The organism is Curtobacterium sp. P97 (genome assembly GCF_023712445.1).
GTDB lineage: Bacteria > Actinomycetota > Actinomycetes > Actinomycetales > Microbacteriaceae > Curtobacterium.
In genome coordinates this window covers 233,532-247,556 of the sequence record NZ_JAMAYF010000004.1, presented here as the reverse complement: position 1 = coordinate 247,556, position 14,025 = coordinate 233,532, and the positions used below count along the sequence as shown (strand labels likewise).

Here is a 14,025-nt window from a genome sequence, read left to right as displayed (position 1 = left end):
CCCGTGCCTCCCGGCCGTCGTTCCGACCCATCGCACGGAGGATGGAAGGACGATCCGCGCATGGTGAGCAGGAAGGAACGGCCTCCTCCGCGCGGAACGGCCTCCTCCGCGCGGAACTGCGCCGCGCCGCTCAGCCGAACATGATGGCGGCCTCGTCGTACCGCGCCTGCGGGACCGTCTTGAGCTCGCCCAGGGCGTCCTCGAACGACACGTGCACGATCTCCGTGCCCTGGAGCGCGACCATGCGGCCCCACCGACCCTCGACCACGGAGTCGATCGCCGCGAGCCCGAGCCGCGTCGACAGCACCCGGTCGTAGGCGGTCGGGGTCCCACCGCGCTGGATGTGCCCGAGCGTCGTGGCGCGGGTCTCGATGCCCGTCATCTCCTCGATCATCGGCGCGAGACGCTCGCCGATCCCGCCCAGCCGCGGCCGCCCGAACGCGTCGAGGCCGCGCTCCGTGTGCGCGTTGTCCTCGTGGTCCGGCACGAAGCCCTCGGCGACGACCACGAGCGGCGCCCGTCCCCGGTCGTAGGCGGCACGCACCCACGCCGCGATCTGCTCCATGCTCGTCTTCTGCTCGGGGATGAGGATCGCGTGCGCGCCCGCTGCCATGCCGGAGTGCAGCGCGATCCAGCCCACGTGCCGGCCCATGACCTCGGCGACCATGCAGCGCGAGTGGGACTCGCCCGTGGTGCGGAGGCGGTCCATGGCCTCGGTCGCGATCGCGACGGCGGTGTCGAAGCCGAACGTGTAGTCGGTGGCACCGAGGTCGTTGTCGACGGTCTTCGGGACGCCGACGATCCGCAGGCCGGCGTCGGTGAGGCGCTTCGCCGCGGCCAGGGTGCCCTCGCCGCCGATCGCCACGATGGCGTCGATGCCGTGCCGTTCGAGGGTCTTCGTGATGTTCTCGACGCCGCCGTTCGGCCCCTCGAAGGGGTTCGTGCGGCTGGTTCCGAGGATCGTGCCGCCCTGCTTGGCGATGCCCTGGATGTCCTTGCGACCGAGGGGCACGATGTCCCCGTCGACGACGCCCCGCCAGCCGTCGCGGAACCCGACGAACTCGTGGCCGTGGATCGCGATGCCCTTGAGCACGATGGCGCGGATGACCGCGTTGAGGCCGGGGCAGTCGCCTCCGGAGGTGAGGATGCCGATGCGCACGGAGACTCCAACGTCGTCGGGTTGCGGGGACCTCCCCATCATGTCTGACGGTGGTGTGGCATTACCATCCCCGTGTGTCCCTGCCGTCCTCCGTCGCCTCCGGTCCGTCCGGAGCGCCCGGTCGGCGGCCGGGTGGGTCCGGCCGGGGCGTCGGGTCCGGCCAGACCTCCGCTGCGGCCGTCCGGGTCGACACCGTGTACCGGCCTGGAGGCGCGGTGGACGTCCGCGCGACCCTCCGGCCCCTGCAGCGCGGTTCCGGTGACCCCGCCTTCCAGGTGGTCGGGTCCGACACGTGGCTCGCGCTGCGCACGCCGGCGGGGGCTGCCTCGGTGCTCGTGCGCCGTGCGGGCAGCGATGCCGTCGCGGTCTCCGCGTGGGGTGCCGGTGCCGCCTGGGCGGTCGAGCACGCACCGGACCTGCTCGGGCGCGGGGACGACTGGTCCGACCTCGACGTCAGCGCGCACGCCTTCCTGGCCGAGGCGCGACACCGTCAGCCGGGGTTACGGCTGCTCCGGACGAACACCGTCGTGGCGATGCTGGTGCCGGCGATCATGGAGCAGAAGGTGACCTCGCGACAGGCCTGGCGCGCGTGGCGGTACCTGCTCCGGCGCTTCGGCGAGCCGGCACCCGGTCCGGCGCCCGCGGAGATGTTCGTCCCGCCGGCCCCCGAGCAGTGGGCGCGGATCCCGAGCTGGGAGTGGCACAGGGCGGGCATCGAGCCCGGTCGCTCGGCGACGGTGATGCGGGCGGTCAAGGTCGCGCCCGCGCTCGAGCGGACGCTGGGGCTCGGTCGTGGTGGCGCGGTCGTGTCGCAGCGGCTGCAGTCGGTCCCGGGCATCGGGCAGTGGACCGCTGCCGAGACGGCGCAGCGGGCGCACGGGGACCCGGACTCGCCGAGCGTGGGCGACTACCACGTGCCGGCCCTCGTCGGGTGGGCACTGACGGGCGGCCCCGTCGACGACGACGGGATGCTCGAGCTCCTCGAGCCCTGGCGCGGGCACCGCGAGCGCATCGTCCGACTGATCGGGGGCTCCGGCTTCCGGAAGCCGACGTTCGGCCCGCGGATGACGATCCAGGACCACCGCTGGCACTGAGCCCGGACAGGGCCGGAGCAGCGACGTAGGCTCCATGTGAGAACCGATCTCACGAAGGAGGAACCATGTCGGACCCGAACACCACCCCCGCCGCCGAGGCCGAGGAGCACCGCGTCGCCGAACAGGACGTCGCCGACCACGACCACGAGCAGGACGGCGGCGAGCACGAGACCGTCGAGCACGGCGACCACGTCGACTTCGTGCACGACGGCCACCGGCACGCCCGTCACGAGGACCACTACGACGAGCACTGAGCGGCACTGACGTGACCGGCGGCGGCCGGGAGGGGCATGGCGGAGCCGCCACGTGCCTCCCGGCCGTCGTCGGTGCGGCCTCGGGCCTCCTACGCTGGCCGCATGACGACCTCCATCCGCTCCGCTCGGCCGAGTGACGCGGACGCCGTCGAGCGGATCGAGAACGACGCCGACCTGCTGTTGGTCGACCGCCTCCGCGCCGACGTCTGGGCTCCGGCTCCACACGGCGAAGCGCGGCTCGCAGAGCCCGGCTTCCTGCTCGTCGCCGAGGTCGACGGCGAGGTCGCCGGGTTCGCGCACGTCCTCGAGGTGGACGGTGTCTGCCATCTCGAACAGCTGTCGGTCCACCCGCTGCTGTCGCGGCGGGGCCTCGGCCGAGCGCTCGTGGAGGCCGCGAAGGACGGAGCCCGCGAGCGTGGGTACGCACGCATCTCCCTCCGCACCTACGCGGACGTGCCGTGGAACGCGCCCTTCTACGCGACGGTCGGCTTCCTCGAGGAGGAGCCGGCCACGTCCTTCCACCGGTCGCTGCTCGAGGTCGAGGCGCAGCACGGTCTCGATCGGTACGGGCGACGGGTGCAGATGAGCGCGCCCCTCGGAGACCCACGTCCGTAGGAGCGGTGTCGGCGTCGGCGGGCCTACGGGTGCCGGGTGCCCTCGCCGGCGAGCACGGCCCGGTAGCCCTCGCGGAACGTCGGGTACCGCGGCTCCCAGCCGGTCGAGCGCAGCAGGGCGTTCGCGAGCCGCTTGTCGCCGCCTGCCTGCCGCCCCTCGGGCTCGGCGCTCGGCAGCTGCTCGACGCCGAGCTCGTGCGCCAGGAACGTCAGGACGTCGTCGAGTCGGACCGGTTCGTCGTCGGTACCGAGGTACGTCGGTGCGGGGTCGTCCACCCCCGCCAGGTGGACGAGTGCCGCGGCGGCGTCGTCCCGGTGGATGCGGTTCGTGTGGGGCGACGTGCCGAGCGACAGCCGGGCCTGCCCGGACCGCACCTGGTCGATCAGTCGCTCGCGGCCGGGCCCGTAGATGCCCGACAGCCGGACGAGCACGGCCTCGGGTGCCCGCTCCCGCAGCAGCGCCTCGGCCTCGAGCAGGACGCCGGCGGTCGGGGTGCTCGCCCGCGCCGGGGTCTCCTCGGTCACCTCGCTGCCGTCGTCGGCGTCGTACACCGCGGTCGAGGACACGACGAGCAGCCGGGGCGAGGCGCCGGACGCGTCGATGCCGTCGAGCACGTTGCGCAGGCCGTCGACGTAGGTCGCGCGGTACTCGTCCACGGCACGGGAGCCGGCGGCGAAGGCGACGACGACCACGCCCGTCTCCGGGGCGATCGTCGGGACCTCGTGTCGGAGGTCGACGCTGCGGCCGGCGATCGGCGCGGGGATGCGCTCGGCGCGACGGCGGAGCCCGGTGACCGGGTGGCCGAGCGCCGCGAAGCGCAGGGCGGCCTCGGTACCGAGGTCACCGCAGCCGGCGATGACGACGGGGGAGCGGTGCTGCATGCCCTGAGCTTGTCAGGTGCGCGTCGGAGCGGCCCGAGCGCGAGGGCCCGGGCCATCGGTCGTCAGACCTGCTCGTTGTCCGGCGACTCGGGCTCGCCGCCCGAGTCGACGTCGCTGTCCTGCTGCGGGTCCTCGGTCGCGTTGCCGGTGGATGAACCGTCGGGCAGGTCCTCGGTGCGCTGGAACTCGCTCTCGGGGGCGTCCGTGGAGCCGTCGGTCGGGGTGTTCTCGTGCTGCTGGTCGCTCATGCGGCGCACGCTACGCGGGAGCGCCTCCACCGCTGTCCGGGCAGGAGTGTCCCCCGGGAGGCGACTCGGGCGCGGTGCTCGTGCGACCCGTACAGGCGCTGCGTCCCCCGGGTTTGTAACGGAGAGATAACGACTCAGAACTCGTCCAAACCCTTCGGCGGAGGGTCCCGAATCACCTGCATCAACCGGGAAACACCCGGAGCGCTCACCAGCCGCAGGTAGCTGGTTCTCCACCCCTTTCCGGGGTGTGTTCGGCGCACACACAGTGTCCGCGCCGAGCGCGACGACGAAAGGAACGCATCTCATGCGCAAGTCCCTCAAGACCTCGATCACCCTCGCCACCACCGGCGCCCTCGTCCTCGGTGGTGCCGCGTTCGGCATCAGCTCGGCGAACGCTGCGACCCCGAACGTGCAGACGGTCTCGTCCTCGTCCGAGGCCTCGAAGATCCCCGCCCCGGTCGCATCCGTGCCGGACGTCCTCGGCGGCGACACCTCCGTCGCGCTCGACAGCAGCTTCACCGACGCGCTGACCTCGCTGGGTCTGACCCCGGGCGTCTCGGGCGACGCGAAGCTCGAGAACGGCGCCGTGTCGTTCCCGATCACCGCCGGCTCGGTCACCTACTGGAGCCCGGACGGCAACTACCGCCCCTACGTGCAGGGCCTGCTGAACCACAACGGTTCGGGTCTGACCCTGAAGGCCGGCGACACCACGGTCACGCTCGAGAACTTCGTCGTGAACCCGGGCTCGTCCAAGCTCTACGGTGACGTCCTCGTCAACGGCGAGGTCGCCGCGTCGAACGCCTACCTGTTCGAGCTCTGGGGTGGTTCGCTCAAGCCGCTGCAGCTCGAGGGTGACAACGCGGTCCTGACCGGCACCACCGTCCACATCTCCGAGGACGCTGCTGGCCTGCTGAACAAGACCTTCAGCACCGACGCCGTCAAGCGCGGCATGCTCGTCGGCACCGCCACGATCACCGCGCAGATCAAGTAACACCCCGCGGCACAACCGCCGCACCGGCACCACCACGAGAAGGCGCCGCTCCCGACCACGGGAGCGGCGCCTTCCGCACGTCCGGGTGAACGATCCGGCCGGCTGTCTCGTCGTCAGGGCATGGGACTCCGCACACGTACGAAGGTCGTCATCGGCATCGCCACCGGTGTCGTCGTCATCGGCGCCGCAGCCGTCATCGCCGGCCCGGTCATCTACGCGAACACCGTCAACGGCCAGGCCGCCGCCGCCCCCTCGCTGAGCGCCGCTCCGTCCGGCTCCGGTGGGACGCTCGATGCCCAGCAGGCCGACGGCACCTGGACGAGCACGAGCAGTTCGTACGCCGGGTACCGCGTGCACGAGGTCCTGCAGGGGAATGATGTGGACGTGGTCGGTCGGACGAAGGACGTGCAGGGCACGGCGACGGTCGACGGCGGCTCGCTCACGAAGGCGACCGTCACGGTGCAGGTCGCGACGATCTCCACACCCGAGGCCGCGCGCGACGAGTACTTCCGGAGCAAGGCCCTGCAGACCGACCGGTACCCCACGGCGACGTTCGCGCTCACCGAGCCCGTCGACGTCTCGAAGGCGCTCGACGGCAGCACCCAGGACGTCACGCTCACCGGCACGATGGACCTGCACGGCGTCGAGAAGCCGGTCACGGCCGATGCGCAGGTCGCCGTGACGAAGAACGGGGCCGTCCAGGTCGTCGGCTCGGTCCCGATCACCTTCGCCGACTACGGGGTCGAGGCCCCGTCGCTCGGCTTCGTCACCGTGGACGGGAAGGGCTCCGTCGAGTTCTCCCTCGACCTGGCGAAGTGACCGTGACGAGCCGTTCCTCCGACGAGCTGCTGGCGACGCTGTACCGCGAGCACGGCGACGCGCTCACCCGGTACGTCCGGCACCTGACGCGGGACGGCTCGACCGTCGAGGACGTCGTGCAGGAGACCATGGTCCGCGCCTGGCAGCGTCCGGCGGTGCTCGAGCGGGCGCCCGACAGCGCACGGGCCTGGCTGTTCACGGTCGCCCGGAACCTGGTCGTCGACGACGCCCGCTCCGCACGCAACCGGCGTGAGCAGGGCTCCGAGCACCCGGTCGACCGTGCCGAGGCCGACCGGACGGACGCGGTGCTCGACCGCATCGTCGTGGCGGACGCACTCGCGTCGCTCAGCCCGGACCACCGCCGCGTGGTGGTCGACGCCTACTGGCTCGGCCACACCGTGCCGGAGATCGCACGACGACACGACATCCCCGAGGGCACCGCGAAGTCGCGGTTGCACTACGGGCTCCGGGCCCTCCGGCTCGCACTGCAGGAACGAGGAGTGACCCGATGAGCGAGGACCGGTACGCGGAGTGGGACGCGGCGTACGTCCTCGGCTCGCTCACGCCCGACGAGCGGCTCGAGTACGAGCGGCACCTCGAGACGTGTGACCGCTGCACGGCGGCCGTCGCCGAGCTCGTCGGCCTGCCCGGTCTGCTCGCGAAGCTCCCGGCCGACCAGGCGGTCGAGATCGCGGCACCGGACGGGAGGCCCGACACGCGTCCCGAGAGCACCCTCGCCGCCGTCGCGCACCGCGTCCGACACCGTCGTCGCCGCCGTCGGGCATGGGTGGCCGTGACCGCGGGGCTGGCGGTCGTCGCCGCCGTGCTCGGCGGGCTCGCCGTCGGCACGGCCGGTGGACGAGGTGCGACGGTGCAGGCCGGTGGCGCGCCAACGACGTCCGCACCGACGACCGCGGGCGACCGCTACACGATGACCGGGTCGCAGGGTCTCGACGTCGACCTGGCCGTGAGCGGCGAGCAGTGGGGCACGCGCTTCGACTGGGGGTGCTCGTACGGCGGCAGGGAGTGGTCGGCGGACGGCTCGGTGATGTACGACCTCGTGGTGGTCCGGAAGGACGGCTCCGTGCAGACCGTGGCCTCGTGGTCGGCAGCCGGGGCCGAGGCCCGCGGGCTGTCGGCGTCGACGGACGTCCCGCGCGACGACATCGCCGAGGTGCAGGTCCGACTGCGCGGCGAACGCGGGTCCCTGGTGAGCACCGACCTCGCTCGACACACGGGATGATGGCGGGGTGGACCGCGCCGCACCAGTGCTCGACGACGTCGTCCGCGCGGTCGCGCGGACGGGCTTCCGCGCCCACGGCCTGCACGTGCTGGTCGGCGACGACACCGCCGAGCACCACTGGTCCGCCGACGTCCGCCGTGACGTGCACTCCGTCGCGAAGGGCGTGGTCGTCCTGGCCGTCGGGACCGCCGCGGACGACGGGCTGCTCGCGCTCGACGAGTCCGTCGGCACGCTGCTGCCCGACGTCGTGCTCGGACCGGGTGTGCAGGACGTCACGCTCCGACACCTGCTGACCATGACGAGCGGCATCGACATGCCGTGGTCGCCGACGCAGACCACCGACTGGCCGGACCTGGCACGGGAGTTCCTGGGACGCCCGACCGTCGGACGATCGTTCCGGTACGCGAACGCCAGCACCTACACGGCCGCGAGGGCCCTGGCCGCACGGGTCGGCGACGTCGGCGCGTACGCGCAGGACCGCATCTTCACCCCGCTCGGCATCGACGACGTCCGCTGGGACCGCTGCCCGCTCGGTCACGTCGTCGCGGGCGGCGGCCTGTGGCTCCGCACCGCCGAGGTCGCGCGCATCGGCCGGTTGCTGCGGGACCGCGGCGCGGCGGACGGGCGTCAGCTCGTGCCCGCGGCGGTCGTCGACGCGATGCACACCGACTGGGTCGCGGCGGGGTCGTCACCGTCGTACGACCGCTACGCCCTCGCGGGCTGGGGCGGCCCGGGACGGACCTGGCGACTGCACGGGGCGTACGGGCAGCTCGTGCTCCTGGACCCGGTCGCCGACGCCGTCGTCACCCTCACCGCGGACGACCACGAGCGTGCCGACGTGACGGCCGCGGCCGTCGCGGAGGTGCTCGCAGGCTCCAGCTGAGCTGGTCCCGCGAGCGGGCTCTCCTCAGGCCTCCGGCTCGACCGGACCGAGTGCGTCGAGGACGCGGTGGGAGACGGAGCGCAGGGTGTCCGCATCCGCAGCCACGGGCCTCCAGAACAGCTCCTCGAGTGCCGCGGTGTGCGCGCGGATGCCGGCGAGCACCGCGCGCCGACCCTCGGTCGTCATCGTCACCCAGCTGCCACGTCCGTCCGCCGGGCAGTCCGCGCGGGCGACGAGCCCGCGCCCGACCATCCGCGTGACCTGGTGGCTCACGCGCGACTTCTCCCACCCGATGCCCGCGGCGACGTCACGGACCCGCAACCGGTGGTCGGGAGCGCGGTGCAGGCCGATCAGGATCTCGAACTCGGGGATCGAGATGCCGGCACCCTGCTGGACGGCCTGGTCGAGCGCCCGGTCGAGCCGACGCCAGACGTCGTGGAACGCGTCCCAGGTCGCCCAGTCGTGCCCCTCGCCGCCCTGCTCCGCCATGACCGCCAGCGTAACCAGCGGGCGTGCCGCGGGACCGAGGATCATCCGTTCGGCTGACTCCGGGGCGGCACTCGGCGCGCTCAGAGGTCACGTCGGACGCCCGGAATACGATCACTCCATGCCGACCCCGCACCTCCGAGACTGCACCGACGACGCGGTCATGCGGGCACAGGGGTGGATCGAGGCCGCCCGCGGGGTGAAGCCGGAGCCCGCGGCCGCACGTCTGGCCGAGATGCTCGCCGACCCCCGTGGCGCCGAGTTCGCCCGCGCGTTCGTCGACGTCGTGGTCCGGCCGGAGGACCCGAAGGTCGTCGCCCGGAACCTCGAGCGCGCGAGCCGGGCGGTACCGGACGACCTCGCCTGGTACCTCCGCGGCGCGGTGACGGTGGGCGGTGGCTTCGCGACCATGGCGCCGTGGGCGGTCGTCCCCTCCGCGCGGAAGGTGCTCCGGCGACTCGCAGGACACCTCGTCGTCGACGCCACGCCCGCCCGGACCCCCGCGGCACTCGCGAAGGTCGGCGGACCGGACACCCGACTCGACGTCGACCTGCTCGGCCCAGCCGTGCTCGGACCGGCCGGCCGCGACCGACGGCTCGCGGCACTCGACGACCTGCTGCACCAGGACGTCGCCGCCGTCACCGTCGACCTCGACGCTGTGCTGCCGCCGGTGTCCCCGTGGGACCTCGACGCCGCCGTCGCCGACGCGGTCCGGCACCTCACACCGCTCCTGCACACCGCGGCGAGCCGGCCGACACCGCCCGTGGTCACCCTGCAGTCCGGCCGCGCCCGAGGTGTCGAACGGGCCGTCGCGGTCCTGAGCGCGCTGCTCGAGCACGACGGCACGCGGGAGCTCACCCTCGGGGTGACCCTGCCCGCCGAACTCCCCGAGTCGCTCGACCTGCTCGACCGGGTGACGACCGCAGCACGGGAGCGTCGGGCATCCGGCGGGGCACCCGTGCGCGTCCGCTTCACCAAGGGCACGCTCCTCGCCACCGAAGGGGTCGACGCCGTGCTCGAGAGCCGGCCGCTCGCCGTGACCGCGGACACCCGCACGACGGACACCGCGTTCCTGCGCCTGCTCGACACGGCGATCGACCCCGAGCGGACCGACGCAGTGCACGTCGGTGTCGCCACCGACGACCCGTTCGCCCTCGCGACCGCGCACGTGCTCGCCGAGCGCCGCGGCGTGCTCGACGTCGTCGGACCCGAGCTGCTCCTCGGCACGACGCGGTACGCCGAGGTGCTGCGCACGGCGTTCGGCCACGTGGTCCTCGGTGTGCCACTGGTGCGGCCCGACGAGTTCGACGCTGCCGTCCCGTACCTCGCTCGTCGACTGCGCGAGGTCGCCGGCCACCGCCCGGTGGGCGGCTCGACCACGGCCGGGTCGACGGCGGCGGACACGACCGGCTCGACCGACGACACCGCTGCCGTCGAGCGTGCCACCGCCGAGCACGTCGACGCCGTGGCCGCGCTCCTCCGTCCCGCGCCGCCCACGCGCCGCACCCAGGACCGCCGACGGCCGCCGGGTGACCCGGTGCTGCGCTCGGCTGCCGAGAACACGCAGGACACCGACCCCTCCACGCCGGGCAACCGCGCGTGGGCCGCCGAGGTGCTCGCCCGGGTACCGGAGTCGCAGCGCGGCACCAGGACGATCCGTGCCGCCCGCATCACCGACCGCGGACGCCTCGAGCGTCTCGTCGCCCGCACCGCCCAGGCCGGTGTGAACTGGGGCCGCCAGGACCCGGAGGACCGTGCCGAGCTGTTCGACCTGATCGGCCACGCGCTCGAGACCCACCGCGGGGCACTCGTCGAGACGATGATCGCCGAGCTCGGGCTCACCCTGACCGACGCCGACGGCGAGGTCAGCCGGGCTGTCGACGCCGCCACGCACGCCGCGGACCGCACGCGACACCTCGAGGACATCAACGGGGCGGTCCCGGTCCCGCCGCGCCTGACGGTCGTCGTGCCCTCGTGGAACGCCCCGCTCCTCGATGCCGCCGACGGTGTGCTCACCGCGCTCGCCGCGGGCAGCGGGGTCGTGCTCCAGCCCGCCACCGCCGCCCGACGCACCGGTGCCGTCTTCGCCGACGTGCTCTGGGACGCCGGGGTCCCGCACTCCCTGCTCCAGCTCGTCGACCTCGACGGTAGCGACCTCGCACGCGACCTCGTGGCGCACCCCGCCGTCGACCGCGTCGTCCTGACCGGCACCCCGGAGACCGCTCGGTCCTACCGCTGGTGGCGCGCGGACCTGCCCCTCGTGGCGGAGCTCACCGGGGTCGTCACCGCGGTCGTCACCCCCTCGGCCGACCTCGACCAGGCGGTGCGCGACGTCGTCGCCTCCGCCTTCGCCCGCTCCGGACAGGCGTCGTCGGCGGTGTCGCTGCTCGTGCTCGTCGGGTCCGTGGGGGAGAGCCCGCGCTTCCGCGAGCAGCTCGCCGATGCCGTCCGTGGCCTGCGCACCGCGTGGCCGACGGACGCGACCGCCCAGGTCGGGCCGCTCGTCGCCGAGCCGACCGGCGCCGTCCGGACCGCACTCACCGAGCTGCGCCCGGGGGAGTCCTGGCTCGTCGAACCGGTCGCGCTGGACGACACCGGCCGGCTCTGGTCGCCAGGTGTGCGGGAGGGCGTCCGCGCCACGGGCGACCTCGCGCGGACGGCCGTGCCGGCACCCGTCCTCGACGTCGTCCGCGTGGAGACCCTCGACGAGGCGATCGCCCTGCAGCACTCCGTCGACGGCGGCTCCGTCGCGGCGCTCCACACCCTCGACCCCGACGAGGTCGCGACCTGGTCCGACCGGACCCGGGCCGGCGTGCTCGTGGTCGACCGCCCGACCACCGGGGCCCGGCCGGGACGCCAGCCCGTCGGCGGGTGGCGCGGGACCGCGGTCGGTCCGACCGTGCACCGCGGCGGGCCGCTGGCCGTGATCGGGGCGGACCGGTGGGACCCGACCCGACGTCAGCCGCACCGGAACATCCAGCTGCAGGGACTCGGCAACCGCGTCACCGCCGTCATCGAGGCGGCCCGGGCCGGACTGTCCTTCGAGGAGTTCGACCGCGTCCGTGCCGGGGCCGAGAGCGATGCCGCTGCCCGGGCATCGTTGTACGGACGATCGCGGGACACGGCCGACCTGGTCGTCGAGCGGAACGTCATCCGGTTCCGCCCGCAGTCGGTCGTGGTCCGGCAGTCCTCGGGCGTCGGGGCCGGCGACCTCGTCCGCGTGCTCGTCGCCGCGACCGCAGCGCGCGCGCACGTGCTCCTCAGCACCGCCCGTCCGCTGCCCGCCGAGCTCCTGCCGCTCTTCTCGACGGCGCGCTCGCCCCTCGACGTGGTCGACCAGGTCGTCGAGGACGACGCCACGTTCCTGGGACGGGCTGCGGCGGGCACCCTGCTGCAGGACGGGTGGTCGGACGGCGCTGAGCCGGAGGTCGACCCGATCGACCTGGTGCTCGCGCAGGGAGCGGAGCCCCGACGGCACGCGGCCTTCGGCGGCCCCGGGTCACGCGTCCGGCTGCTCGGCGGTGACGCCCGTGCCCTCGAGGAGGCCCTGGGTGCCGGCACCGAGACGACCATCCACGACGACCCCGTGGTGGAGTCCGGCATCGTCGAGATGCTGCACTTCCTGCGGGAACAGACGGTGTCCGTCACCGCGCACCGTCACGGTGACGTCTCCCGGGTCTTCAGCCGCCTCCGGCTCTGAGGTACCGGACCGGATGCGGGCGTAGCGTCCGGACCATGAACGCACGAGCGAACGACGACGAGGTCCAGACCGCCCCCGTGATGGACGGTGCCACCGAGGCGACCAACGAGGAGAAGCTCGCCGGACTGGTCGAGCAGGTCGATCACGACCATGGACACGAGGGTGCCGGGGCCATGGCCGACCACCTGCGCGACCGGATGGACGAGACGGGTGTCGAGGAGGAGCAGCCGAACGACGAGGTCGAGTAGGCAGCGGCGGTCAGCGTCGGCCGGGGCGACCGTGTTCCGTGCCGACGAGGCCGACCTCGAGCACGGTGAGGACCACGGCGACGACGAGCTGCCGTGCCGCGAACCCCCGTGTCTGCCGGTCGAGGGCGATGAGCGGCACCATCGAGACGCCGTGCGTGGCGTCGACCGCTGCGCCGAGGACGTGGGCTTCCGGTGACGCTGCGCGCGTGAGCAGTGCGGCCTGCACGAGTTGCCGGGCACCGAGCACCCGACCGAAGACGGCCACCCGGCCCGTCGACCCCCGCGAGGCGAGCAGGTGTGCGACGCCGATGCCGGCGCGGAGCCCCTCGACCCACCGCGCACGCTGCCGGCGGTCCCTGCGGGAGCGGCGGCTCATCGGCGCTTCCCCGCGGCCAGGGCGATCGCGCCCGCGACGCCGACGGCGGCTCCGATGATCCCGTTGCCGAGCCTGCGGTGCTCGACCCACCACGTCTGCGGCGACCAGGCGTGCGCGGAGTCGTCGAAGACCCCGTGCGCACCGTGGTCGCCCGGGACGGGCTCGTGCAGGTTCGCCGGCAGCGACTGTCCGTCCTTCTGCTCGGCCTGCTGTCCGCTGACCAGGGTCTTCGCGGCGTACCAGTCGGCGAAGCGTCCACTGATCCGGTTGCCCAGGATCGTGTAGACCGTCGATTCGCCCACCCACGTGCGGCGGCGCGGCCGCTCCGCGGTGACGGCGATCGCGCGGGCGCCGACCTCGGGCTGGTAGATCGGTGCGACGGGCTGCGGGTGGTGCGGCAGGAGCGACTTCACCCAGTTGAACTGCACCGTGTTGAGCGCGGGCATGTCGACGCGGCTCACGGCCACCCTGCTGCCCTGTTCCGTGAGCTCGGACACCACCGATTCGGTGAACCCGACGATGGCGTGCTTCGCGCTGCAGTAGGCGGCCTGCAGGGGGATGCCCCGGAATCCCAGTGCGGAACCGACCTGGATGACGTGCCCACGGTCACGGGGGACCATCCGGGCCATCGCCGCGCGGGTGCCGTTGACGAAGCCGAGGAAGTTGACGTCGACAGCGCGCTCGAAGTCGTCGGGGCCGGTGTCCGTGAAGCGCCCGAAGACCCCGACCATCACGCAGTTCACCCAGAGGTCGATCGGTCCGAGCTCCTGCTCGGTGCGCTCGGCGGCGGCCTCGACGGCCTGTCGGTCGGCCACGTCGGCGATCAGCGCGAGGCCTCGGCGTCCCGCGGCCTCGACCTCGGCGACCGCGGCGTCGACACCGTCGCGTCCACGGGCCAGGACGGCGACGTCCCACCCCCGGGCCGCGAGTTCGCGGACGGTCGCCCGTCCGAGCCCTGCCGAACCACCGGTCACCACTGCCACGCGCGTCATGCTGTCCGTTGTACGCGGGCTCGTGTCCGCACCGGT

16 protein-coding genes are annotated in these 14,025 nt (G+C 73.6%); 10 read left to right on the top strand and 6 right to left on the bottom strand.

Features of this window, described 5'->3' with window-relative positions:
- Positions 1–130: 130 nt before the first annotated feature.
- The gene (locus M3677_RS06210) at positions 131–1,159 is read right to left on the bottom strand and encodes a 6-phosphofructokinase (protein ID WP_251154335.1); all 1,029 of its coding nucleotides are present in this window, start codon (positions 1,157–1,159) and stop codon (positions 131–133) included.
- A 194-nt stretch (positions 1,160–1,353) separates the two neighbouring features.
- On the opposite strand from M3677_RS06210, the gene M3677_RS06205 reads away from it, so the two are divergent.
- From M3677_RS06205 to M3677_RS06195, 3 genes are all read left to right on the top strand, one after another.
- The gene (locus M3677_RS06205) at positions 1,354–2,253 is read left to right on the top strand and encodes a DNA-3-methyladenine glycosylase 2 family protein (RefSeq protein WP_209684925.1); all 900 of its coding nucleotides are present in this window, start codon (positions 1,354–1,356) and stop codon (positions 2,251–2,253) included.
- Positions 2,254–2,318: 65 nt separating this feature from the next.
- Entirely contained in the window at positions 2,319–2,507 is a 189-nt protein-coding gene (locus tag M3677_RS06200; protein ID WP_251160051.1) for a zinc transporter permease, read from the top strand.
- A 102-nt stretch (positions 2,508–2,609) separates the two neighbouring features.
- Positions 2,610–3,122, top strand: coding sequence for a GNAT family N-acetyltransferase (locus tag M3677_RS06195; protein WP_251160050.1), 513 nt, complete (start codon positions 2,610–2,612; stop codon positions 3,120–3,122).
- Between the two features lie 23 nt (positions 3,123–3,145).
- Here M3677_RS06195 and M3677_RS06190 read toward each other — a convergent pair whose 3' ends face one another.
- Complete coding sequence (locus M3677_RS06190; RefSeq protein WP_251160049.1) at positions 3,146–4,003, bottom strand: NAD-dependent epimerase/dehydratase family protein; 858 nt, start codon at positions 4,001–4,003, stop codon at positions 3,146–3,148.
- A gap of 62 nt (positions 4,004–4,065) precedes the next feature.
- Entirely contained in the window at positions 4,066–4,251 is a 186-nt protein-coding gene (locus M3677_RS06185) for a hypothetical protein (RefSeq protein WP_058729353.1), read from the bottom strand.
- Positions 4,252–4,555: 304 nt separating this feature from the next.
- Here M3677_RS06185 and M3677_RS06180 point away from each other — a divergent pair, with 304 nt between their 5' ends.
- The 5 genes from M3677_RS06180 (at position 4,556) to M3677_RS06160 (ending at position 8,187) form a co-directional block, all read left to right on the top strand.
- On the top strand, positions 4,556–5,242 hold the full coding sequence (locus tag M3677_RS06180) for a hypothetical protein (protein WP_209684638.1): 687 nt from the start codon (positions 4,556–4,558) through the stop codon (positions 5,240–5,242).
- A gap of 120 nt (positions 5,243–5,362) precedes the next feature.
- Positions 5,363–6,061, top strand: coding sequence for a YceI family protein (locus tag M3677_RS06175; RefSeq protein WP_251160048.1), 699 nt, complete (start codon positions 5,363–5,365; stop codon positions 6,059–6,061).
- Positions 6,058–6,573, top strand: a complete 516-nt coding sequence (locus M3677_RS06170) for a sigma-70 family RNA polymerase sigma factor (RefSeq protein ID WP_251160047.1) — start codon at positions 6,058–6,060, stop codon at positions 6,571–6,573. Before M3677_RS06175 ends, M3677_RS06170 begins: the two co-directional genes overlap by 4 nt.
- Positions 6,570–7,304, top strand: a complete 735-nt coding sequence (locus M3677_RS06165; RefSeq protein WP_066651362.1) for an anti-sigma factor — start codon at positions 6,570–6,572, stop codon at positions 7,302–7,304. The genes M3677_RS06170 and M3677_RS06165 overlap by 4 nt, the downstream gene beginning before the upstream one ends.
- A 7-nt stretch (positions 7,305–7,311) precedes the next feature.
- Positions 7,312–8,187, top strand: coding sequence for a serine hydrolase (locus M3677_RS06160; protein ID WP_209684634.1), 876 nt, complete (start codon positions 7,312–7,314; stop codon positions 8,185–8,187).
- 24 nt (positions 8,188–8,211) lie between these two features.
- Here M3677_RS06160 and M3677_RS06155 read toward each other — a convergent pair whose 3' ends face one another.
- The gene (locus M3677_RS06155; protein WP_158407717.1) at positions 8,212–8,676 is read right to left on the bottom strand and encodes a MarR family winged helix-turn-helix transcriptional regulator; all 465 of its coding nucleotides are present in this window, start codon (positions 8,674–8,676) and stop codon (positions 8,212–8,214) included.
- A gap of 118 nt (positions 8,677–8,794) precedes the next feature.
- Here M3677_RS06155 and M3677_RS06150 point away from each other — a divergent pair, with 118 nt between their 5' ends.
- Positions 8,795–12,373, top strand: coding sequence for a proline dehydrogenase family protein (locus M3677_RS06150; RefSeq protein WP_251160046.1), 3,579 nt, complete (start codon positions 8,795–8,797; stop codon positions 12,371–12,373).
- Between the two features lie 35 nt (positions 12,374–12,408).
- Positions 12,409–12,621: a hypothetical protein gene (locus M3677_RS06145; RefSeq protein ID WP_066651373.1), complete on the top strand. Its 213-nt coding sequence runs from the start codon at positions 12,409–12,411 to the stop codon at positions 12,619–12,621.
- Positions 12,622–12,631: 10 nt separating this feature from the next.
- On the opposite strand, the gene M3677_RS06140 is transcribed toward M3677_RS06145, so the two are convergent.
- Positions 12,632–12,997 carry a hypothetical protein gene (locus tag M3677_RS06140; RefSeq protein WP_251160045.1) on the bottom strand — a complete coding sequence of 122 codons (366 nt, stop codon included), beginning with the start codon at positions 12,995–12,997 and terminating at the stop codon, positions 12,632–12,634.
- Positions 12,994–13,989, bottom strand: coding sequence for an SDR family oxidoreductase (locus M3677_RS06135; protein WP_251160044.1), 996 nt, complete (start codon positions 13,987–13,989; stop codon positions 12,994–12,996). Before M3677_RS06135 ends, M3677_RS06140 begins: the two co-directional genes overlap by 4 nt.
- Positions 13,990–14,025 lie beyond the last annotated feature (36 nt).